At 34.8% G+C, this 24,376-nt stretch carries 21 protein-coding genes; 15 read left to right on the plus strand and 6 right to left on the minus strand.

Annotated elements, in window-relative coordinates:
* The first annotated feature begins 1 nt into the window (after position 1).
* From def to WBG21_RS03865, 5 genes are all read left to right on the plus strand, one after another.
* Positions 2–592: a peptide deformylase gene (def, locus tag WBG21_RS03845; protein WP_340074992.1), complete on the plus strand. Its 591-nt coding sequence runs from the start codon at positions 2–4 to the stop codon at positions 590–592.
* A 28-nt stretch (positions 593–620) separates the two neighbouring features.
* On the plus strand, positions 621–1,031 hold the full coding sequence (locus WBG21_RS03850) for a DUF5606 family protein (protein ID WP_340074994.1): 411 nt from the start codon (positions 621–623) through the stop codon (positions 1,029–1,031).
* A 189-nt stretch (positions 1,032–1,220) separates the two neighbouring features.
* Complete coding sequence (locus WBG21_RS03855) at positions 1,221–1,733, plus strand: hypothetical protein (RefSeq protein WP_340074996.1); 513 nt, start codon at positions 1,221–1,223, stop codon at positions 1,731–1,733.
* Positions 1,721–2,404, plus strand: a complete 684-nt coding sequence (locus tag WBG21_RS03860) for an NRDE family protein (RefSeq protein ID WP_340074998.1) — start codon at positions 1,721–1,723, stop codon at positions 2,402–2,404. The genes WBG21_RS03855 and WBG21_RS03860 overlap by 13 nt, the downstream gene beginning before the upstream one ends.
* A gap of 29 nt (positions 2,405–2,433) precedes the next feature.
* Positions 2,434–3,492, plus strand: coding sequence for an ATP-grasp domain-containing protein (locus tag WBG21_RS03865; protein ID WP_340075000.1), 1,059 nt, complete (start codon positions 2,434–2,436; stop codon positions 3,490–3,492).
* Here WBG21_RS03865 and WBG21_RS03870 read toward each other — a convergent pair.
* Together WBG21_RS03870 and nudK are read right to left on the minus strand one after the other, a co-directional pair.
* Complete coding sequence (locus WBG21_RS03870) at positions 3,482–4,657, minus strand: MFS transporter (RefSeq protein WP_340075002.1); 1,176 nt, start codon at positions 4,655–4,657, stop codon at positions 3,482–3,484. The two genes, WBG21_RS03865 and WBG21_RS03870, sit on opposite strands and share 11 nt — an antisense overlap.
* 8 nt (positions 4,658–4,665) lie before the next feature.
* Positions 4,666–5,244, minus strand: a complete 579-nt coding sequence (gene nudK / locus WBG21_RS03875; RefSeq protein WP_340075004.1) for a GDP-mannose pyrophosphatase NudK — start codon at positions 5,242–5,244, stop codon at positions 4,666–4,668.
* Between the two features lie 113 nt (positions 5,245–5,357).
* Between nudK and WBG21_RS03880 the strand changes: the two genes are divergently transcribed.
* The 4 genes from WBG21_RS03880 to WBG21_RS03895 are packed head-to-tail and all read left to right on the plus strand — an operon-like array spanning position 5,358 to position 9,342.
* A complete protein-coding gene (locus tag WBG21_RS03880; protein ID WP_340075006.1) occupies positions 5,358–5,585 on the plus strand; it encodes a uroporphyrinogen decarboxylase in 228 nt (75 codons plus the stop codon).
* A 55-nt stretch (positions 5,586–5,640) separates the two neighbouring features.
* Positions 5,641–6,927, plus strand: coding sequence for an O-antigen translocase (locus WBG21_RS03885; RefSeq protein ID WP_340075008.1), 1,287 nt, complete (start codon positions 5,641–5,643; stop codon positions 6,925–6,927).
* Between the two features lie 2 nt (positions 6,928–6,929).
* A complete protein-coding gene (locus tag WBG21_RS03890; protein ID WP_340075010.1) occupies positions 6,930–7,748 on the plus strand; it encodes a glycosyltransferase family 2 protein in 819 nt (272 codons plus the stop codon).
* Positions 7,732–9,342, plus strand: a complete 1,611-nt coding sequence (locus tag WBG21_RS03895; RefSeq protein WP_340075012.1) for a sulfatase-like hydrolase/transferase — start codon at positions 7,732–7,734, stop codon at positions 9,340–9,342. The genes WBG21_RS03890 and WBG21_RS03895 overlap by 17 nt, the downstream gene beginning before the upstream one ends.
* Here WBG21_RS03895 and WBG21_RS03900 read toward each other — a convergent pair.
* Genes WBG21_RS03900 through WBG21_RS03910 form a run of 3 tightly spaced genes read right to left on the minus strand, consistent with a single transcriptional unit; the run spans position 9,332 to position 11,838 of the window.
* A complete protein-coding gene (locus WBG21_RS03900) occupies positions 9,332–10,273 on the minus strand; it encodes a glycosyltransferase family 2 protein (protein WP_340075014.1) in 942 nt (313 codons plus the stop codon). The two genes, WBG21_RS03895 and WBG21_RS03900, sit on opposite strands and share 11 nt — an antisense overlap.
* Positions 10,274–11,155: a glycosyltransferase family 2 protein gene (locus WBG21_RS03905; RefSeq protein WP_340075016.1), complete on the minus strand. Its 882-nt coding sequence runs from the start codon at positions 11,153–11,155 to the stop codon at positions 10,274–10,276.
* Positions 11,152–11,838 carry a cell division ATP-binding protein FtsE gene (locus WBG21_RS03910; protein WP_340075018.1) on the minus strand — a complete coding sequence of 229 codons (687 nt, stop codon included), beginning with the start codon at positions 11,836–11,838 and terminating at the stop codon, positions 11,152–11,154. The genes WBG21_RS03905 and WBG21_RS03910 overlap by 4 nt, the downstream gene beginning before the upstream one ends.
* 151 nt (positions 11,839–11,989) lie before the next feature.
* Here WBG21_RS03910 and WBG21_RS03915 point away from each other — a divergent pair, with 151 nt between their 5' ends.
* The 3 genes from WBG21_RS03915 (at position 11,990) to WBG21_RS03925 (ending at position 18,597) form a co-directional block, all read left to right on the plus strand.
* The gene (locus tag WBG21_RS03915; RefSeq protein ID WP_340075020.1) at positions 11,990–15,001 is read left to right on the plus strand and encodes a tetratricopeptide repeat protein; all 3,012 of its coding nucleotides are present in this window, start codon (positions 11,990–11,992) and stop codon (positions 14,999–15,001) included.
* A 103-nt stretch (positions 15,002–15,104) separates the two neighbouring features.
* Complete coding sequence (locus WBG21_RS03920) at positions 15,105–16,841, plus strand: TonB-dependent receptor (RefSeq protein ID WP_340075022.1); 1,737 nt, start codon at positions 15,105–15,107, stop codon at positions 16,839–16,841.
* Positions 16,842–16,971: 130 nt separating this feature from the next.
* On the plus strand, positions 16,972–18,597 hold the full coding sequence (locus WBG21_RS03925) for an amidohydrolase (RefSeq protein WP_340075024.1): 1,626 nt from the start codon (positions 16,972–16,974) through the stop codon (positions 18,595–18,597).
* Here the strand turns inward: WBG21_RS03925 and WBG21_RS03930 are convergent.
* On the minus strand, positions 18,594–19,139 hold the full coding sequence (locus tag WBG21_RS03930) for a DUF2911 domain-containing protein (RefSeq protein ID WP_340075026.1): 546 nt from the start codon (positions 19,137–19,139) through the stop codon (positions 18,594–18,596). The genes WBG21_RS03925 and WBG21_RS03930 overlap by 4 nt on opposite strands.
* A gap of 226 nt (positions 19,140–19,365) precedes the next feature.
* Between WBG21_RS03930 and asnB the strand changes: the two genes are divergently transcribed.
* The 3 genes from asnB to WBG21_RS03945 all read left to right on the plus strand — a co-directional run bounded on the left by asnB (position 19,366) and on the right by WBG21_RS03945 (position 24,328).
* Entirely contained in the window at positions 19,366–20,988 is a 1,623-nt protein-coding gene (gene asnB / locus WBG21_RS03935) for an asparagine synthase B (protein ID WP_340075028.1), read from the plus strand.
* A 289-nt stretch (positions 20,989–21,277) separates the two neighbouring features.
* Positions 21,278–23,218, plus strand: coding sequence for a DNA topoisomerase (ATP-hydrolyzing) subunit B (gene gyrB, locus WBG21_RS03940; RefSeq protein WP_340075030.1), 1,941 nt, complete (start codon positions 21,278–21,280; stop codon positions 23,216–23,218).
* A gap of 99 nt (positions 23,219–23,317) precedes the next feature.
* On the plus strand, positions 23,318–24,328 hold the full coding sequence (locus WBG21_RS03945; protein ID WP_340075032.1) for a DUF6588 family protein: 1,011 nt from the start codon (positions 23,318–23,320) through the stop codon (positions 24,326–24,328).
* Positions 24,329–24,376 lie beyond the last annotated feature (48 nt).

Here is a 24,376-nt window from a genome sequence, read left to right on the forward strand (position 1 = left end):
AATGATATTACCCATCACAGCATATGGAGATCCTGTACTGAGGAAAGTATCAAAAGATATTCAGCGAGATTACCCCGATCTTAATGTGCTAATAGACAACATGTTTGAAACTATGTACAATGCATCGGGAGTAGGGTTAGCAGCTCCTCAAATAGGACTGCCAATCCGACTTTTTGTTATTGATGCGACCCCTTTTGCAGATGATGAAGAACTAAGTGAAGAAGAAAGAACAGCACTTAAAAGCTTTAAAAAAGTATTCATTAATGCCAAGATACTTAACGAAGATGGAAAAGAATGGGTTTTTAATGAAGGATGCCTCAGCATACCAGATATCCGTGAGGATGTCTCCAGAAAAGAAGTTTTAAAAATCGAGTATTTAGATGCTCATTTTACAACCCATAGAGAAATATATAGTGGTTTAATAGCCAGAATTATTCAGCATGAGTATGATCATATAGAAGGCGTGCTGTTTACAGACAAGATATCGTCTCTTAAGAGGCGGCTATTAAAAAGCCGATTGAGTAACATCTCTAAAGGAAAAATAAAAGTTGATTATAAGATGCGCTTTCCTGACGTTAAGAAATTAAGATAAATTTTAGATTAAATAAATAGAAGTAAAAGTGAATTTAGATAAAATATTGGCTATTTCCGGTAAACCCGGGCTATATGAATTAAAGGCACAGACAAGAACAGGCTTTATTGCGGAATCGCTTGTTGACGGGAAAAGAATTACCGCAGGAGTTCGTAATAATGTAAGTGTGCTTTCTGAGATAGCAATTTATACGCTAAAAGAAGAAGTTCCCCTTAGGGAAATATTTCAGAAAATTAAAGAAAAAGAAAATGGAGAAGCAACTAGCGTAGATCATAAAGCTAATAAAACAGAATTAGAGGCCTATTTTTTTGAAATTTTACCCGATTATGATGAAGACCGCGTATATACCAGTGATATAAAAAAAATCATTCATTGGTATAACCTACTGCATGCTAAAGGGATTGTAGATTTTGAGGCATCAACAAAAGAAGAAAACTAAAGTTTATAAGAAAACACAGCTATTTAGATAGAATACGGTTTGATATTTATTTAGTTTGTGTATTTTTGGCATAAATCATAGTAGAATACCATAACTTTATAAGTCAAATAAGTAAGAATTAATTGTAAGGCATATCAAAGTAAGCGACTTATAAAGAAGCTATGGTATAATTCTAAAAAAGTATCTTAAATGCTAAAACAAGCAAATAACCAGAACCTACAGTACTTAAAAGATGCGTTACAAAAATTAAACGATGAACAGTTTTCCATGCCACTGGATGTTTTAAGTGGCTCTACCATTGGAATGCATGTGCGTCACATCCTCGAGTTTTATCGATGTTTGATGAACTCAGCGCATACTAAAGAAGTTGATTATGATTCACGGGTAAGAGATGCTTCATTAGAATTAAGTATACATAATTGTATGCAAGAAATTGAAAAAATCACAACTTTCTTAGAAGATGTAAAAGAAGATGTTTCAATGAAGTTGAAAGTAAATTATGCCTTTGATACAAGTGAAGAAGACACTGCCCAAATAGGAACCTCATTGTACAGAGAATTACAATATAATGTAGAGCATACAGTACATCACTTAGCGATTATAAAAATAGGAATAAAAGCCCTGAGACAAGATTTTCAATTGGATGAAAATTTTGGGGTTGCAGCCTCTACCATCAGAAATAAAAAGGCATGTGCACAGTAAGCTACGTACCCTTTAAAAAAGGGTTTATCCTTACATCTAATAGGGATGAAAATCCTTTACGAAAAACATGTGAGCCCCAGCAAATAAAGCTAAGGAAAGGATTAAGTGTTTATGCCCCCGTGGATACTACAAATGGAGGTACGTGGATAGCAACTGACAAAGAAAAAAAAGTAGCGTGTCTATTAAACGGTGCATTTAAAAAACATCAAAGGAATATACCTTATAGAAAGAGCAGAGGGCTTATTGTTACAGAAGCATTCTCATACAATTCGTTTTCTGAGTTTATCGATAAAATTGATCTACAAAATATAGAACCCTTTACTTTGATTCTCAAAGAGCAGGAAAACCTGCAAGTATTAGTATGGGATGAAAAAGTAAAACATCAGCAACAGCTAGCTATTGACAAATCATATTTATGGTCTTCTGCTACATTATACACCTCTGAAGAGCATTATAGAAAGGAGCTTTTTTTTAGTCGATTTCTTCAAGAAGGGCAAGTATCTCCGGAAAATTTACTAAAAACTCACGGATTGTATAAAAACACGCCTTTCATTTTGGACTTACCAAATGTAAAAACAGTGAGTATTACACAAATAGTAGCTGAGAAAGATAATATACAGCTTACATATGATTTAAAAAAGCAGCATAAACTTGAAAATATAGCTTCTTAAAACATTCTGCAATAGCATGTGAAACGATTATGAAGCTGCTACACAATATAAAAAAACACCCATTCTTCATAAAATGTTCTAGTTGGGAACATTGGCCTATGTTGTTTCTATATATTCCTGTATACATACAACATATATGGCTTAGTATAAAAGCAGGAAACCCATTTTTTTTCTTCATCACCAACCCCGCTATTACCGAAGGCTTTATTTTGAGCGACTCTAAATACAAAACACTTACAAAGTTGGTTCCTCAAGAACACCTTCCACTATCGATGCTTATATCAAATGAAGATTCCCTAGCATCCGTTATAAAGAGAATAGAAGAAAACAAAATGAACTTTCCTATTATTCTAAAACCGGACATTGGTTATAGAGGGCTATCAGTTTATAAGATTAATAATGAAGAAGCATTAGAAGAAGCATTTTTAGAAATGCAAGTTGATTGTATTGTCCAAGAATACATTGATTATCCGATTGAAATAGGCGTTTTTTACTATCGCATGCCAAATGAGGTAAAAGGAAAAATACCATCCATAACCATTAAAGAGTTTCTCAAAGTAACCGGTGATGGGACTCATACACTGGCAGAACTTGTTCAACAAAACCCGCGAGCCATCTTACAAAAGGAAAAATTAAAAAAGAAGTTTCATGAACAATGGAATGAAGTGATTCCTGAAAAGAAGCAATTAGTTTTAGAACATATAGGCAATCATAATCGGGGGACTAAATTTGTAAATGCAGCTAATTTATATGACATGAGCCTTCAAAATGTTTTTGATGCATTGAACAAAAAAATGAAAGGGTTTTATTTTGGCCGTTTTGATATCCGGGCGAAGTCTGTAGAAGACCTAAAAAAAGGACAGAATTTCAAAATATTGGAAGTGAATGGTGTAGGTGCAGAACCTACACACGTATATGACCCCAATTATAAACTCGTGGCTGCGTGGAAAGAATTGCTTTTTCTATGGCGAATAGCCTATAAGATAGCTGCTGTTAACAAAAATTTCGGATTGTCATATCCTAGTCTTTCCGAAGGGAGGAAACGTTGGTTAGCGTATAAAAAGTATAAAAAAGTATTTAAACCCTAATTTTTTTCATATATAAAGATAAAACTCCAAAGACAGGTCCCGGAACCAATAGCAGGTATAGATAAGTGGAGGGAATATACTTTATCATTTCTTGTATAAGCTGGATGCTTATGATAGTAACAGCAAACCCGATACAATTTACAATAGTAAGTGCAGTCCCTTTGTATTGCGGGATCGCATTCTGGGCAACCATTGTAGAAAACAAAGGAGAATCAGCAATAACAACCATTCCCCAAAAAAGCAGAAAGAGGATAAAAATGATAGGTGAGGCAACTAAAAACATGAACGGAGAAACCAAGCAGCAAAATCCAGAAAGTAGCAATGCTTTTAGTGCAGTTTTTTTTATCCCTTTTTTTAGGGAAATATAACCTCCGGCAATACACGCTATGCTACCAATAGCAATAATCATAAATGACCATAGAGGAACATTGATATCATTACCGTGGATATTTATATAAGTGGTTAAGATTATAGGGACAAAAGTCCAGAAAGCATACAGTTCCCACATATGTCCGAAATAACCATAAGCAGCTTTTCGAAAAGCGATATCCTTAAAGACGCTAAATAATACTATTATATTAAATTTTTGACTGGCTTTTCTGTAGGGGCCATTTTTGATAAAAAAACCAACAGAAAAACCACCTAAAAAACACAAGGCAGAAGTATAAATGATAACTGCTTTCCATGAAATATATCCAGAAAAACTATTCAATAAATGGGGGAAAGCAGTCCCAATAACCAAAGCCCCTACCAGAAAACCCAATGCTTTTCCCAGGCCTTTTTCATAATAATCAGCGGCTATCTTCATTCCTACCGGATAAATACCGGCAAGAAAAAAACCAGTTAAAAACCGAAATGTCAAAATACTTGTAAAAGTTTGATGGTTAGAAATAATGGAGATATTCGCCAAGACCCCTAAAAATGCACTTACCATAAAAACTTTGGAAGGAGAAAACCGGTCGGCAACATTAAAAAAAGCATAGATAAGTGTCCCACTAATAAAACCAAATTGTACAGCAGCAACAATGTCCCCTAGGTCATTTTTATTAAGCCCATAGTCATTAATAAGCCCTTTTATAACAGCATTGCCTGCAAACCAAACGGAAGTGCATAGAAATTGCGCAATAACAATAACAGGTAATATCCATTTTTTACTTGGGAGCATTTTAATAATCATATAAGCTTATGAACTTGGGCATATTGAAGCAATAGTATTGATTTTGCGTCTTGAATTTCTCCTGTTTCAATCATTTTTAAAGCATTTTTAAAGGGAATCTCCATGACTTCAATATTCTCATGCTCATCTTGATTTCCACCACCCTCACTTACTTTCATGTTTTCATTGTATTCAGCAACAAAATAATATAATTTTTCAGTAACAGCCCCAGGTGACATATAGGCTTCAAACACTTTCTTTACATGAGGTATACGATAGCCGGTTTCCTCTTCAGCTTCACGTATGATACAATCTTCGGGGTTATCTTCATCTAATAATCCTGCACAAACTTCTAGCATCATCCCAGAGTGGTTCTTGTTTAAATATGTAGGCATTCGGAATTGTTTGGTTAAAATAACGGTTTCTTGTTTTTTATTGTAAAGCAATATGGCGGCACCATTTCCCCTATCGTAAACTTCGCGGGTTTGATTTTGCCATGAACTATCTTCCAATTGATAATCAAAATTTACTTTTTTTAAAATATACCAATCGTCTGATAATACCTTTATTTCATTAATATTAACTCTATTGTTCATTAGCGTTTACTTCAAAAAGATACGTGTTTAAACAAATATACAGGTATATTTTAATTTGCTTAAAAGATGTTGTTTTTCAATTTCCGTTGTATCATTGTATTAAATTATCATATATGGAGATATTCAGAATTTCTTTAACAGAATGGGTGGGTTATATAGCCTCTGTAGGGGTATTGATTTCTTTTCTAATGCGTAATATCCGGACACTTCGGATTATAAATTCTTTCGGTTGTATCTTTTTTGTAGTTTATGGAGTTCTTTTAGATTCTATTCCTGTAATAGTGACAAATACGGTTATTGTTGGGATAAATTTATATTATCTTCTTATTAAGAGGAGGTAAAGTTGTCAATTAGCATACAATAATTTAGTTTTACGAAATCTCAACACGTTGCATTGTGCGAAAACTATTTGATAATAAGTTACTGAAAGTTACTTCTTTTAACACATTTGCAGTAACTATAAAGATAATAGGAGGCATAATAACATCTAAGACGCTTGCTTTTTTTCTAGGGCCGCAGGGTATTGTTTATGTTGGAAATTTGCGGGATTTCATCCATACATTACATAATGTAGCTACATTATCTCTTGAAAAAGGGCTTATTAAATATAGTGCTGAATATAAAGAGAGTAAAGAAAAACTCAGGAGTTTTGTAACGACTCTTTTTTGTATAGTACTTCCAATCTCATTGATGATATCAATTTTATTGTTTTTTTCTTCTGAAAGCCTTAGTGTTTTATTGTTTGATGATAAACAATATCAATATCTTTTTAAGATAATAAGCTTTAGTGTCCCTTTTTATGTTTCACATGTATATTTACTTTCTATTATTAATGGTTTAGGTGCTTTCAGGCAAGTACTGCAAATAAACATCTTTGGATACATAATAAACGCAGTTTTAATGTTTGTGCTGACGTGGCAACTATTGCTTAAAGGAGCATTGCTTACACTTATTGTTACTCCGTTATTTTTATTCTTTTTCACCTTGTTTAAGATGTTTAGTTACTATAAGCCAAAGATTCGGTTATATATATATAAATCAGATATAAAAATAAACCACATAAAGAATTTAGGGGGCTATGTGTTTATGACATTGTTTTCAGGCATTGTGTTTCCCTTGGTATATATTACCATCAGAAACTATGCAATTGATGCTATTGGTGCAGAGCAAGCAGGTTATTGGGAAGCTATCAATAGAATTTCATCGAATTATTTACTTTTTGTAACATCATTGCTCACATTATATTTATTGCCTAGCTTATCATCAATAAGCTCTAGAGCAATTCTTCATAGCACCATATACCGGTTTTACAAAGTCATATTACCTGTTTTTGGGATAGGACTTATTTTAGTATACATTTTTCGTAAGTGGATTATTTTAGTTTTTTTATCAGAAGATTTTTTGCCTGTATCCCCGCTATTTAAATGGCAGTTGTTAGGTGATTTTTTTAGGGTAGCATCATTGATATTAGTCACTCAGTTTCATGCGAAAAAAATGGTTTATAGTTACATATTTACGGATATGTTACTAGCATTAATGATTTATTTTGCTAATATTTATTTCATTAATGTATATGGGTTAGAGGGGATGGTTATCGCCTATACAATTACATACATTAGTTATTTTATATTGACAGCAATAGTCTTTAAAAAGATGTCTTTTAAGTATAGTAAAGAACCTTAAGCATGGAAGATATGGTTTTAGAATTATTGGTAGCTACAATGGACAGAGAAGATTTAAAGTTTCTTTATGACATGTTCCCTTTTGGTTTGCCAAATAACTTGAAAGTCCTTATAATAAACCAAACTTCAAAAGATAAATTATTAGTTTCATCAGATGAAAATATAAGAGTAATTAACTCTTATGAGAAAGGATTGTCAAAAAGTAGAAACTTGGCTATTCAAAATGCAATAGGGGACATATGTTTAATAGCAGATGATGATGTTAAGTATAAAAAAGAGTTTCAAAAAATAATATTAGATGCCTTTAACGATCTGGTAGAAACGTCAATAATTGCATTTATGGTTGATACTAACGAAGGGAGACCTTATAAAAAGTATTATAGTAAGAAAAAACAGCTAAAGAAAATAAAAGAAATTGATCATTTATCCTCTGTTGAGATAGCCTTTAGGCACCGCGCTATTATAAGTAATAACATTTTTTTTAATGAAGCCTTTGGTTTGAGAAGTACATTTTTAAGTGGAGAAGAAACACTTTTTGTTTTAGAGGCGTTAAAAAAACAATTAAAAATATATTTTGTGCCTCGTTATATTGTACTACATAGTTTTTTTCGTTCTACCACTGATATGGGAAGTGATGCTTTCATAAAAGCAAAGAGTGCTATTAAATACATACAGTATAGAGAATGTAGTAGGGTATGGCTGATAAAATTTATATTTTTTCTATGGAGGAAAGGCTATATTAAAATGAAAGAAGCTATAAGTAAATATTTTGTAGGTCTAAAAGCGATTAATCAAATTCGGCAACATGAATCATCTCATTAAAGTTATATTGCCATATATAATAATTGCAGTTGTTTCATTTCTGTTTGAACTGGCTTTTGGTAAATATGATGACAGTATTCTATATAACTTAATTGAAGGCTTTGTTTTTGTATTCCTTATCATACTGGGGATGTTTTCCGTTCCTTTAAAATATAAGAAAACATACCTTGTGGGGAGTTTTTTGTTTTTCTCTTTAGTATGTATTTTCGAGAGTACATATTCTTACCTATTTGCTACCTATTTTAGTCCATCTGCCATTTTTGTAATTCTGGATACTAATATTTCAGAGAGTAAAGAATTTTTTATTTTTTATTTGGATACAACTTTAGTGGTCTATATGACATCCTATGGCTTTCTGGTGTTTTTCCTAACGAAGGATTTAATAAATAAAACCATATACCCTGCGAATTTGCCGAACTATAGAAATCAACTATTCACATTTGGGGCAATTATTTTTTTAGTAGGATTTATAAAATTCTCTAACCTTATAGTTTATAATTTACCATACCTTATAGTTAAATCTACCTTTTTATACCTTGAGGACAGTGAATTATTAAACGATAATTTAAGTGATGGAACAGGTAACTTCCATAATGTAACCCTCACCGATCCTAAACAGAAAGAAGTACATGTAATAGTAGTAGGAGAATCTACAACCAAAAGCCATATGGGATTATATGGGTATTACCGAAAAACAACACCAATGCTGGAAGAAATAAAAGATGAATTATTGATATATGAAGACGTTATAGCACCTAGCACATATACAATACATTCATTAACTAAAGCCCTTACTGCAGGAAATTATGAAGAACCTGAAAAAACTAAGGAAGGATCTATTATTCAATTATTGAATCAATCAGGATATCGTACATACTGGATATCTAATCAACAGCCTATCGGAATGATGAGCAGCCAGATAACTAGAATAGGGAAAGCAGCATATAAGAAAGTTTTTATTAATACGGCACACACTAGTAGCATTACACCTTATGATGGACACCTTGTAGATAGAATGCTAGAGGTGTTTAATGATGGCACAAATAAAAAGGTGATCTTTTTGCACTTGCTGGGAACTCATTTCGATTATAAAAAACGGTTTCCTAAGGAGTTCGAATATTTTAAGGATAGCCCAGAAACAAAGTATAATTCAAGAAAGGTTCATAACCAAATAAACAGTTATGATAATGCAGTCAGGTATAATGATTATTTATTGAGAACTATCATAGAAGAAGTTAGAAAAAAAGATGTAAAAGCCTCCGTGCTTTATTTCTCTGATCATGGAGAAGAACTTTATGAAGATTTGTTTTTTGCAGGCCATGCAGTAGATAATAATACAACAAAAAGCATGTATGAGATACCTTTTATATTATGGCGATCCCAAAAATATAAAGAGGAAAAAACAATATCCTTTTACCCTGAGAGGAAATATATGATTGATGATCTATTCCATAGCGTATCCCAACTTATGAAAATTGAAGCAGATGAAGTAGATGTGTCGAGAAGTATTTTTAGCGATTCTTATAAAAAACGGAAGCGTATTATAAAAGAAGGGAATGAATCAATGGATTATGACAAGGTTTTTAACCAATAACTTTTAATCGTATTCTGCGTTTAGCTAAAAATGCTCTTAGTCTGATCATGTGCTTTAAGAATATGCGTGGAGTATTTAATAATATTTTTTGTTTAAAAGTCAGGTTATTACGGTCAATGCTATCATAGATATTTTGATAAGCTTTGAGATCCCCTTTTATTTTACGTTCTAATCCAATGGAAAAGCGGTTAAGGTCCATGAATTTTTTTAACCCGGGATTGTTTAACTCGTCATTCTTGTACTTGTCAACCATTTGAACCCGATCTGCCACAAAATGTGAAGATGATAGGCTATTGGGACTTTGAAGGTAGTTTGCCGTAACAGTTTTTGATAAGGCCATTTTATGTTTTAACCCTACCCGGACCCACAGGTCAGTATCTTGTCCTGAGCGCATGTTAACATCGAACCCATTAAGTGAAAGAAAGGTTTTTTTTCGCATAGCAGTAGAGGATGAGCATGCGGGACAAAATTTCAGGCTAGCATAAAAAAAATCTTTTATAAGAAAGTGATCAGGTTTATTATGTAAATCAATTGATAGATTAGCGAGCTCTATAAAAGTATCAAAATGGACTAATTGATACCTGGTTCCCCAAAAACCGGCCTCAGGAAACTTTTGAAATAAAAGATTTAACTCTAAAAGGTGATTTGAAAACCAATTATCATCGGCATCTAAGAAAGCAATAAGCTCTCCGGAAGCCTTACCTACACCATAATTCCTAGCATAGGATGCTCCGTAATTCTTCTGTAAATCATAAATAGTAACCTTGGGATGATCTATTTCTTTAACAATTTCAAGACTATTGTCTGTAGAACCATCGTTGACTATAACCACTTCATAATCATCAAAGGTTTGGTTAAGAACTGAATCAACCGTATTTTTTATAATACGCTCTTTATTAAAAAGTGGGATTACGACAGAGAATAAGGGCATCTAATTTGTTTTTTTGACTTTTGAATAATATCCTAACTTATATAGATCAAGTAAAAATATAGATGGATAAGAGGAATTGAAGTTTGAAGTAAAAAATGCTTTTAGATGTTTAACAAGTAATTCAGGGATTTTGTGCAGTCTAAGATAATTTAAATGCCTATATATGTTTGAAACTCTGTAGAAGTTTTCTGGAAGCATATTTTTGGATGTTAACTGAGCTAAATTTTCCATTGCTTTTTCACTTTTTGCTAAAAAAATAACAGCAGGTTCAATTCCATTATGATATACAGGATTTTCAATATGAGAGACAGATATATTTTTTGACTTTAGTGTTGCTGCTAAAAGGCTATCTTCACAACCATATTGTTTTAAGGATTCGTTAAACGGAATGTCCTCCAAGATAGTTTTTTTAATCATAAAGTTGACAGTGGAAAACGACTTAAAGGGAATACGCAATCGTTTTTTTAAACACAATGCCTCTCTTTTTTTTCCATATTTCCAATGCAACACATAGGGAACAGAAGGTTTTTTAGGAATTGCAGAACACCCTCCATAAACAACCTCTTTATGCAGTTTTGATACATAATGTTCTAAAAAAGTATCATTAACAGGCATCACATCACAATCAAGGAACAAGAGATTATCATACATGGCTTTTTTAGACAGGCAATTTCGAAGAGCACTCCTACCAATATTTTTTTTCAGTATTAGATATGAGCAATGGGGCAAGTTACGTATTTTCTCATTGTTATATTTTTTATCAGAAGCATCATCTATACATATAATCTCATACTGTTTTCCCAATAAATTTACCTGTGAGCACAATTCTTGCACCAAAGGAAGTGTATTGTAATTATATATAGGGATAAGGATAGAGATCATTTTGCATTCTTTTGCACTACCTCAAACACTTTACTCCCATCACACTTCAATGTTTTGGAAGGGAATTTTAAGATCAAAGCATAATCATGCGTAGCCATGAGGATAGTACGTCCTGTTTGATTAATTTCTTGCAAGACATTCATAACCTCCACACTGGTTTGAGGATCTAAATTCCCGGTAGGCTCATCTGCTAATATAAGTTCAGGGTCATTTAATAAAGCCCGGGCAATGGCTACGCGCTGTTGTTCCCCTCCGGACAATTGATGTGGATATTTAAACCCTTTTGAACTCATCCCCACTTTATCCAAAACCTCATGTATCTTGTCCTTCATTTTAATCTTGTCTTTCCAACCGGTAGCTTTTAATACAAAAAGCATATTATTATTCACCGTTCTATCCGGAAGTAATTTGAAGTCCTGAAAGACAATACCCAGTTTTCTTCTTAAAGGAGGGATTTGCTTTTCTTTGAGAGCCCTCAAGTCAAAATCAACAATACTCCCCGAACCTTGTGTAAGAGGAAGGTCTCCGTACAACGTTTTCATAAAACTGCTTTTGCCACTTCCTGTTTTTCCTATTAAGTAAACAAATTCGCCTTTTTCAATACTTAGATTAATACTGCTTAAAACAAGATTTTCTTTTTGGTAAATAGCTACATCTTTAAGTTCCAGAATAGGTGTGCTCATAAGTGATAAATAATAAGTAAAGGTAATAACAAAAACTAGTAATTAAAAGAAGAACTCAAATACGGAATTAAATCATTTTTACTAATTGTATAATTAACACCTGTCATGTTCGTTATTATCATGTTGACAATACAAATCATAAAAAGATAAAATGCACAATCATTTCATTGTTATTATACTGCTTTTCTCATTAATAAATGTAAAAGCCCAACAATCAGCAATATATACTCATAATTTAAAGGGTTTTCAGGAAGCGTTGGACTTATATCATAGCAAACAGTACCAAGCAGCTCAAAATATCTTTCTAAAGATAAAAAAACGATCAACAAATATAGAGTTAACAGCTGATTGTACTTATTATATAGCTAATGCCGCTATTCGCCTTAACCAATTGGGAGCTGATAAGCGTATGGAAGAATTTGTTTCTCAATACCCCACTAGTACAAAAACCACAGCAGCATTTATGGATGTAGCTGATTATTATTTTGAACAAGGGAAATATGCCTATGCTTTAAAATGGTATGATAAAGTAGAAACAAATAATATAAGCAATGAAAAAGAAGAGGAGTTTAACTTTAAAAAAGGATATGCATTATTTACAGTAAAAAAATACAATGATGCTAAAAAGCACCTTAACAGAGTTATAACATCCAAAGCATATGGAGCACAAGCAAAATACTATATTGGTTATATGGCCTATCAAAATAATGACTATGATGAAGCTACTATATATTTTGATCAAATAACAGACGAGAAGGGAGTCAATGAAAAACTATCTTATTATCAAGCTGATTTAAATTTTAAATTAGGAAATTTTCAAAAGGCTATTGATTTGGCCAAAGAACAATTGCCAAAATCAGATCGGAACGAAGTTTCAGAACTCAATAAGATCATAGGCGAGAGCTACTTCAATCTACAACAATATGAAGCCTCTATTGCTTATTTAGAAGCTTATAAAGGAAAAAGGGGGAGGTGGAACAATACGGATTTTTATCAATTGGGATACGCACACTATAAGCAAAAAGAGTATGAAAAAGCCATTCAACAGTTCAATAAAATAATTGACGGAAACGACCACGTTGCCCAAAATGCCTATTACCATTTAGCAGAGTGCTATTTAAAAACCTATAAAAAACAAGAAGCCTTAAATGCCTTTCGGAATGCTTCTGAAATGAATTTTAATACCGAAATTCAGCAAGATGCATGGCTTAATTACGCACGCTTGAGTTATGATATAGGGAATCCATATGAGAATGTATCACAAGTACTTACTGATTATCTGAAAAAACACCCAAAATCGCCCTATAAAAATGAGATAGAAGATTTACTGGTAGATTCCTATATCACTACGAGAGATTATGAAGCAGCTATAGAAGTTATCGAAAATAATCGAAGTACGGCAAACAAAGAAACATTACAAAAAGTAACTTTTTATCGCGGCATAGAGCTATTTACAGAAGCAAATTATAAAGCAGCACGCAATTATTTTGAAAAATCATTGAAAGAGCGAAGCAACCCATCATATACAACGCAGGCAATGTACTGGATGGCAGAAACTGCATACATATTAGAAAATTATGAAGAGGCAACTATTGGATACAAAGAGTTTCTACAACAATCGAATGTACAAGAAATAGGATACAAAGATGCACAGTATAATTTAGGTTACGCATATTTTAAGCAACAAAATTATATACAGGCTATTGTGCATTTCGAAAAGTATGCTGAAGAAAACCAACAAGACAGTCCTCGTATAGAAGATGCATATCTTAGAATTGGAGATGGCCATTTTATGCTTGCCCAATACTGGCTAGCGATGGAAGCATATAATAAAGCCATTGCCTTAAATGGTACTAGCTCAGATTATGCAACCTTCCAAAAAGCAATGAGTCATGGCTTGGTAGGTAACAGTGAGCAAAAAACGACTACTCTTGAACAATTCATAGAGGCGTATCAAAAATCACCTTTACGGGATGACGCTATGTATGAATTGGGAAGTACGTATCTGCTTCGATCTCAAAACACGGAAGCATTGAAAAGATTTGATAGGTTAATCAATAGTTATCAGAAAAGTAAATATGTTGTTAAAGCACTATTGAAACAGGGACTGATACATTATAATTCCGGGAACAATACGGAAGCATTGATTAAGTTTAAAAAAGTAGTACGTGCTTTCCCGAGTACACAAGAAGCCATACAAGCAGTCTCAACAGCAAAATTAATTTACATAGACGAGGGGCGTGTAGATGAATACGCAAATTGGGTAAAAGAACTTGATTTTGTGGAAGTATCTGATGCAGAATTGGACCATGCCACATATGAATCGGCTGAAAAACAATTCAATCAAAACAATACTATTACAGCTATCAAGTCATTTGAGGCATACCTACAAAAATTTCCAGAGGGCTTACATAGTTTACAGGCAAATTTTTATTTAGCGCAGGCATACTATTTAGATGGTCAAAAAGAAAAAACAATTCCTCATTATAAATATGTACTTTCAAAAGAGCAGAATGAATTTACGGAACAGGCACTCCTAAGAGTAAGCGAGATGTACTTGTTACAAAAAACCTATGACGAGGTCATTCCTATATTAACACAGTTAGAAGCTGAAACTGAGTACCCGCAAAACGTTATATATGCCCAATCTAATCTTATGAAAGCATATTATGAACTTGAAAACTATGAAAAAACCATCATATATGCTGAAAAGGTGTTGCAGCATAAAGAGATAGACAACCGTATTAAAGCAGATGCACATGTTATGATCGCAAGAGCGGCAATAAAAACTGGAGATGAAGCCAAAGCAAAAGAAGCATATGCAGAAGTACAAAAATCAGCTACGGGAAACCTTGCCGCAGAAGCACTTTACTATGATGCCTATTTCAAAAATAAAGAAGGAGCCTATGAAGTATCAAATGTACGTATTCAAGAACTGGCAAAAAACTATCCCGGTTATAAAGAATATGGAGCAAAAGGATTGATCATCATGGCAAAAAACTTTTATGCATTAGAAGATGCTTTCCAAGCTACTTATATTTTGGAAAATGTGATTCAAAGTTTCACAGATTATCCCGAGGTACTTGAGCAAGCAAAAAATGAGTTAGAAATAATAAAAAATGAAGAAGCTAAGCGAAATGCCTCTGTAGTGCCCGAAAATTAAAAATTAAATTGCAAAACAGATATACAAAAGCATAAATAAAAAGATAGTTCAAGATATAATATTGAATAATCCGTTACCTGAACAATATAAATTAGACAGACAAATGCAAAGATACCTTAGTCATATAATTCACATAGTTGCTCTATTTCCATTGGCTATATATTCACAAGACAAAAACATAAAAACAGAAGAGGTAACCATTGTGAAACCGTATTCGCCAACAATTTTGGATGCATCCAAAATAAAAGAAATACCAGTGCTTAATGATTCTATAATCACCGCAAAAAAAGAAATTAACTACACTATTTTTTCCGTTCCAGTTGCTTCCACATTTACACCCGCAAAAGGAAAAGCTTCCGGCGTTAAAAGAGCACCGAGAGAAAAACTGTACAATACCTATGCAGCCATTGGTTTTGGGAATTACAATACGGCTCAGGCTGATTTTTATACTGGCAGGACATTAGGTAGGGATGAAACCATAGATATATCATTCAACCACCATTCCTCACAAGGAGGTATTGATAATGTATTGCTAGATGATAAATTTTTTAAGACCAAACTGGAAGGGACCTATAAAAAACATAAGAGAGACATGTATTGGAGTGCCTGGGCAGGGGCGCAACATCAAATTTATAATTGGTATGGATTGCCCAATCAGGTTACATTTGATGAAATCACATTGAATAGCATAGAAGAAAGACAGACGTATTATGATGCCTATGTTGGAATGGATATAGCATTGGAAAATGCTTTTTTCAAAGGAGGGGACATTCTCTTAAGACACTTTTGGGATGCCGAAAAGTCAAACGAAACAAGATTTGTGCTAAAACCTTCTTTTGAAATACCACTTTCAGAACAATCCATTATAGCCAACTTTACAGCAGACTATTTAAATGGAGGATTTGACCAAAGCTTTTTCACTGAAGAAGAAAACAACTACAATATGTTGCTGTTAGGAGCCAATCCAAACATTTCATTAACGCAAGAAGACATTACCCTAAACTTAGGAGCATCCATATATTATATGCTCGATGTAGAAAACAGTGATAACGATTTCTTCATTTATCCTCAAGTAACAGCATCGTATCGCTTAGTGGAAGAATATGTAACCGTTTATGGAGGGATAGAAGGAACACTTCAGCAAAATTCCTATCACGGATTTGTAAAAGACAACCAGTTTTTAGCACCTACATTAAACATTTTACCTACTGACAAACAGTATGATGCCTATGTGGGAATGAAAGGAAAACTATCATCTAATATAGGATATGATATAAAAGGTTCATACATAGTGGAAAATAACAAGCCATTATTCCAGTTAAACCCTTTGAACGCATTCAGCAACCCAAATAATGGCTATGCATACGGCAACACATTTAATGTAGTGTACGATGATGTTAAGACCATAGCTATTTCCGGGGCGCTCGACATTAACATTAATAGTGATTTTATGTTAGGAGTAAATGCCGAACTATTTGATTATAATATGGATGAAGCGCCTACAGCATGGAATTTACCTACTATAAAAGCCTCAATTTTTTTAGACTATCAAATTGGAGACCGATGGGCGTTTGGGGCAACAATACTTTATATGGGAGAACGAGAAGATATATTTACACCTGACAATTTTGGGAACCCATTTAATAATGTTACCCCACAACTCATAACATTGGGTAGTTATTTTGATGTAAACACGACCCTTAATTATAAGTTTGACGATCAGCTTTCTGCTTTTATGAGATTAAACAACATTGCAGGGAATGAATACGCCCGATGGGCAAACTATCCTGTGCAAGGATTTCAATTAGTTGCTGGGGCTATCTACAAATTTGATTTTTAAGAGAGCAGTTCCACAAATAATTCTTCAGAATACACTATTTTTACCAAATACATAGTTAAAAGTGGCCACTTTCATTTACAATGTAAGTTTGAAACTATGAAAAGCAATTGTTTAATATAAATTCGTTTAAATGAAAAAGATATTCCTACTGCTATCCCTAATAATTATTTCCTGCTCTACCAAAAAAGAAGCAGATACCATAGTTTATAATGCCAATATATATACGGTTGACGATGAATTTAATAAAGCTGAAGCCTTTGCCATAAAAGATGGGAGATTTTTGGCAGTAGGAAGTTCAGAAACCATCCAAAACGAATATAAGGCCAATAAAGTAATAGATGCAGAAGGAAAGACCATTTTACCAGGTCTTATAGATGCACATTGCCATTTTTATGGATTAGGGCTCAATCAACAATCAGTTGATTTAGTAGGTACTAAAAGCTATGAAGAAGTATTGGAAAAAGTAGTGGCTTTTCAAAAAGAAAAAAACAAAACCTTTATTGTAGGCAGAGGTTGGGACCAAAACGATTGGGACAACAAAGAATTCCCTACAAAAGATAAATTGGATGCATTATTTCCAGACACACCTGTAGCCTTGGAACGTATAGATGGGCATGCATACTTGGTTAACCAAAAAGCCTTGGATATGGCAGGGATTACAGTAACAACCCAAGTAACGGGCGGTGAGATAGAAATAAAAAATGGAGCACTAACAGGTATCCTTATCGATAACCCCATGAGTCTGGTAGATGCTGTCATTCCAAAACCCGATACCAACACCCAAATACAAGCACTACAAGATGCCGAAAACATATGCTTTCAATATGGACTTACTACTGTAAATGATGCAGGTATCAATAAAGCTACTATAGAACTTATTGACAGCCTTCAACAAAATGATGCGTTGAGCATCCGTATTTATGCTATGATAAGTAACAATAAGGAAAATCTCGATTACTATTTACCGAAAGGAATACTAAAAACAGATAAACTCAATGTACGTTCTGTAAAAGTATATGGAGATGGTGCACTAGGTTCCAGAGGAGCAGCTTTAAAAGAACCATACACTGATAAACCGGGACATTATGGTGCATTGGTAACCCCTGTATCTGATATTCATCAATTAGCAACACGCATTGCTGCTTCCGAATACCAAATGAATACGCATGCTATAGGCGATTCAGCCAATAGTGTTGTTTTAAAAGCGTATAACAAAGTATTAGAAGGAAAAAAAGACCGTCGTTGGAAAATAGAACATGCCCAAGTAGTGGATGTAAACGAATTTGAAGCGTTTAAAAATGGTATTATCCCCTCTGTACAGCCTACACACGCAACCAGTGATATGTATTGGGCAGAAGATAGAGTAGGGGCAGAAAGGATAAAAGGCGCATACGCTTATAAAAAACTTTTAAACCAAGCAGGAATAGTAGCCTTGGGAACTGATTTTCCAGTAGAACAGGTAAGCCCGTTTCTAACCTTCTATGCAGCAGTAACCCGTAAAGATTTGGATAACTATCCTGAAGGAGGTTTTCTTCCTGAAGAACTATTATCACGTGAGGAAGCTTTAAAAGGTATGACAATTTGGGCAGCCTACTCCAATTTTGAAGAAACCGAAAAAGGCAGTATCGAAACAGGTAAATTTGCCGATTTTACAATACTTGATAAAGATATCATGCAAATCCCTGAAAATGAAATCCCAAATGTGCAGGTAAAACATACCTTCCTGGGAGGGGAAATGGTATATGAAAAGAATTAATCCATTTCAATAGGAACCCATATACGAGTAGTGTCCCAACCAAGTATCATATAAATTGACAAGTTTTCGCCATCCTTAAAAGTAATTGAGAAAGCTTCTAAAGGTTTAGTATCTGTTTTAACGGGTACCTTAACACTAGCTACATCATGTCGTTTATCATAACTATAAGCGCCCCAAACATGTAACTTACTATTCAAAATAATGGTCCATTCATTTTCTCCTGGAATACTGTACAATACATAAGTGCCTGCTTTAAGCGTAGTACCTCCCAATCGAAAGTCCCTGTAAAAAGTAACCTCTGTAGCTTCGTTGGCTCCGGTACGCCATACACGGTCATAAGGAACAATACCACCAAAAATTTTACGCCCTTTCATTTGTGGTCTTCCATACAACACTTTAATATCAGGGTCATCACCTCTGCGCATCCTATAATATGAAATATCATGAGGGCTTTTGTCTAAATCACTAAAACGTTGGGCAGAAACAGTATCCGTAAAACAAACAATAGTAGCTAAACACAGCAAAGAAATAATTTTTTTCATGACGTCAAATAATTTTGACTATAAAACTATGAAATAAAAAGAATATTATATTGTTAAAAATAAAACTTACAAATTATCACAAGAATAACTAGAAAGAACCATTTAAAATTCTTTTTATTATAAAAAAATCAATTTTTAGTTTTAAATTAAAACATAAAACACAATATTTATTTTAAAAATGGAATTAAAATAGAATATTTGCTTATCAATTAAAACAAGATAAAATATGTGCGGAATTTTAGCAATTATTGGAGAAGGAAAAGACAAAGCAATTGCAAAGCAAATATCTAAGCGGATGGGCCATCGCGGGCCGGATGAAAGTGATCTCCACTGTACCGAAAAAGGGCATATCCTTAGCCATGAAAGGCTTTCTATCATCGACCTTCATACGGGGAAGCAACCCATACAAGGAACAGCTACCGCATGGATGGTGCATAACGGTGAGATATACAACCATGAGGAACTTCGCAATACACTACTAAAAAAACATACATTTAGGACACATTCAGATTCTGAAGTCATTGTTCACCTTTATGAAGAGTTTGGCTATGATTTCTGCAACAAATTAGACGGCGTTTTTGCCTTTGTAGTGATTGATGGAGATGATTACATAGCCGGGCGCGACCCCATTGGTATAAAACCCCTTTACTATGGAAAAGACAAAGAAGGAAGAATGTATTTTGCTTCTGAAATGAAAACCATTGCCGATCAGTGTATAGAGTTTGCAGCATTTCCTCCAGGACATTTTTATACCCCAAAAACCGGGTTTGTCCGTTATTATGAACCGGAATGGTTTGATGATGAAGCAGCTACCGGAGAGTTAGATATCGCAAAACTTAGAGAAGCGCTTATAACAGCCACTAAAAAACGATTAATGTCAGACGTTCCTTTGGGTGTATTGCTTTCAGGAGGGCTAGATTCCTCATTAACCTCTGCCATAGCATCTAGGTTACTGGAAGGAACTGGGCAGAAATTACATTCTTTTTCCATCGGTTTAGATAAAGATGCCCCGGATTTAATTGCAGCTCGAAAAGTGGCCGATTACTTAGGCACGGAACACCATGAGCTCTATTTTACGGTAGAAGATGGCATCCGGATTATCGAAAAACTCATTTGGCATCTGGAAACCTATGACGTGACCTCTATACGTGCCTCCACGCCGATGTATTTTATGAGCAAAGCCATTACCGATTTGGGCATAAAAGTAGTGTTGAGCGGAGAGGGCGCCGATGAAATATTTGGAGGCTATTTATATTTTAGGAATGCCCCTTCTACGGAAGATTTCCAAAGAGAAACAATTGATAGGGTCCAAAAATTGGCTACGGCCGACTGTTTAAGAGCTGATAAAAGTACCATGGCACATGGCCTGGAAGCTCGCGTTCCGTTTTTAGATAAAGAGTTTCTAGAAATAGCCATGTCGATAAACCCTTATCATAAAAGGCCGGACACATACGAAGGACGTGAAAAATATATCCTCAGAAAAGCATTTGATACTCCTGAACGGCCTTTTCTTCCGGAAGAAGTACTGTGGAGGCAAAAAGAACAATTCTCAGACGGAGTTGGTTATAATTGGATAGACACCCTTATTGAATATTGTGCAGCCCAAGTAACGGATGAACAACTAGCTTCTGCAGCTTCAAAATATCCAATAAATACCCCAGCGACAAAAGAGGCGTATTATTATCGGGAAATATTCCACAAGCACTTCCCACAAGACAGTGCAGCGTTGACCGTTAAAAAATGGATTCCGAAATGGCAGGAAAACCCTGATCCGAGCGGCAGGGCCAATGCAGCACATGTAAAAGCAGACACCACTATTGCCCACAAACACACTAAAATTGCCATTTGATTTAATCGTTTTAATTATTATTTATGAAGAGCGTGTCTAAAGTGTGTTTTTCTGTCAATTCGAGCGCAGTCGAGAATCATACGCAATTGATGATCAGATATTTCGACTACGCTCAATATGACATATTTGGAGTTTTTATGGCTTTTTAGACACCCTCTTTTTTAGGTTGTTTTTCCACATAAAATTGTTAATAACTTAACGTTGATGATAAGATGGTTAAACCTCAATTTTGCTTGTGAATCCGTATATTTGTTCGTTTAGTATTCTAATAAATTAAGATCTGCATTTTATGAGTGAAGAAATAAAGAAAAATGACTATTCAGCGGACAATATTCAAGCGTTGGAAGGAATGGAACATGTACGCATGCGTCCGTCTATGTATATCGGAGATGTTGGTACGCGAGGGTTACATCACCTAGTTTATGAAGTAGTGGATAATTCTATTGATGAAGCACTTGCAGGCCATTGCGATACCATACACATAACTATCAACGAAGACAACTCCATTACCGTTGAAGACAATGGACGGGGAATTCCGGTAGATACTCATAAAAAAGAAGGCGTATCCGCTTTAGAAGTAGTCATGACCAAGATCGGTGCCGGCGGTAAATTTGACAAAGATTCCTATAAAGTTTCCGGAGGGCTTCACGGTGTGGGAGTTTCGGTAGTAAATGCACTCTCAGACCATTTAAAAGCTACGGTTCATAGAGATGGTAAAATATGGGAACAGGAATACGAAAAAGGAAAAACGTTGTATCCTGTAAAAACAGTTGGAGAGACTACAAAAAGGGGAACAATAGTCACCTTTAAGCCTGATGCCAGTATCTTTGAACAAACCACAGAATATAGCTATGATACCCTTGCAGGAAGAATGCGAGAGCTTGCCTTCTTGAACAAAGGGATTACCATTGAAATTATAGATAGACGCCATAAAAAAGAAAATGGTGAGTTTGAAGGTGAGGTATTTCATTCAGAAGAAGGATTAAAAGAATTTATCCGGTTTTTAGATGGAAATAGAGAGCCCATTATAGCAGACATTATCGCAATGGAAGGTGAAAAAAATGGTATTCCTGTAGAAGTTGCCATGACGTATAACACTTCCTTCAATGAAAACTTGCATTCCTATGTCAATAACATAAATACCCATGAAGGGGGAACGCACCTTTCAGGGTTTCGAAGAGGTTTAACAACCACCTTAAAAAAATATGCAGATACGTCGGGAATGCTCGATAAGTTGAAATTTGAAATCTCTGGAGATGATTTCCGTGAAGGATTGACTGCTATTGTTTCTGTAAAAGTTGCCGAACCACAATTTGAAGGACAAACCAAGACCAAATTAGGGAATAGAGAGGTCACTTCAGCCGTTTCTCAGGCAGTATCAGAGATGTTGGAGAATTATCTGGAAGAACATCCCAATGATGCCAAAACCATTGTTCAAAAAGTTATTCTGGCAGCACAGGCACGCCATGCAGCAAGGAAAGCCCGAGAAATGGTACAGCGAAAATCGGTAATGAACGGTACGGGGCTTCCCGGAAAACTCTCCGATTGTTCCGAACAAGACCCTGAAAAATGTGAAGTATTTTTGGTAGAGGGAGACTCTGCAGGTGGTACCGCAAAGCAAGGAAGAGATCGGAATTTTCAGGCCATATTGCCACTGAGGGGTAAAATCCTTAATGTAGAAAAAGCGATGCAGCACAAAGTGTTTGAAAATGAAGAAATCAGGAATATTTTTACCGCATTGGGAGTTACCATAGGAACTGAAGAAGACAGTAAAGAGTTGAACCTTGAAAAACTAAGATATTATAAAGTTATTATTATGTGTGATGCCGATGTAGATGGATCTCATATTTCTACTTTAATCTTGACATTCTTCTTCCGCTACATGCGAGAACTCATAGAAAATGGCCATGTATATATTGCTACGCCACCTTTATATCTTGTTAAAAAAGGGACTAAAAAAGAATACGCATGGAGTGATAAGGAACGCGATGTGTTGCTGGAGCAATTTGGTAATGGTGCCTCTGTACAACGCTACAAAGGTTTGGGAGAAATGAATGCCGATCAGCTATGGGACACTACCATGAACCCTGAATTTAGGACCCTTAGGCAAGTTACCATAGATAGCGGTAGTGAAGCCGACCGCATATTTTCCATGCTTATGGGCGATGAAGTACCGCCACGGCGTGAATTTATTGAAAAGAACGCGGTATACGCCAATATTGATGCGTAAGTATCTTTATGAGTAGTATAAATAACTTGTAAAAACTCGTGGTAATTACGAGTTTTTCATTTTTTTGTTACTTTGTAGCAACCAAATTATATTCAAATCATGAAAAAAATCCTATTTGTGGTAGTTTGCATGTCAGCAATTACTACTACGTATTCACAAGAAAACATAGAAGATATTTTATCAGCAGGTGTAAATGATACCGAACAATATCTGGGAGACTATCTCAACCCTGCTACAGATGCATTGGTATACAACTTAAATAGTGGTTGGTTCAATAGTGGAAAGGCAAAAAAGCTGTTCGGTTTTGAAATTTCCGTAATAGGAAATGCATCCTTTGTAAAAGATGAAAATAAAAATTTCGTACTTAACACAGCAGACTATGAAAACCTTCGCTTTTTAGATGGCAGTCCTTCAAAAGAAGTATCTACGGCTTTCGGAGATATAGAAAATGTAGCTATGGTGGTGGAAGGGCCGCTTCCGGGAGCAGTAGATGATGCGGTGTTTGAATTGCCTACAGGATTAGGTTCATCTGATATCAATTTTATGCCCAGTGCTTTTTTACAAGTTAGTTTCGGGCTCATAAAAGGCACGGAAATCAAAGCACGTTATTTCCCTAAAGTAGAAACAGAGGAAGTAGAAGCCGGCTTATACGGTTTTGGTATACAACATGAATTTACTTCATGGCTTCCTGCTGACAAGCTATTTCCGGTAGCTATTTCCGGCTTGATAGGGTACACCCGCTTAGACGGAACTTACGATTTCACAGCCACAAGCATTGTTTCAGGAAGTAATCAACGCTTAGAGCATGTTACTGATACCTGGATATTTCATGTGATAGGTTCTACAAAATTTCCGGTTTTTAATTTTTATGGAGGACTTGGATATGCTACGGGAAATTCAAAAACTGATTTAAAGGGAACCTACATAATACAATCAGGAGCTATTGCAGGAGATACACTAATAGACCCACTTTCCATTGATAGTAGTACCTCAGGGATACGGGCTTCTTTGGGAGCATACCTCAAACTAGGTTTTTTTAGGCTTAATGCCGATTATACATTAGCATCATATAATAACCTTTCATTTGGGGTGAGCTTTGGTTTTAGGTAGAATACCTTAAAAATAAAACAAATGAGCCAGTGTCTTTTCTGCGTAATT

Origin of the sequence: Leptobacterium meishanense (assembly GCF_037645805.1) — a bacterium.
Classification (GTDB): domain Bacteria; phylum Bacteroidota; class Bacteroidia; order Flavobacteriales; family Flavobacteriaceae; genus Leptobacterium_A; species Leptobacterium_A meishanense.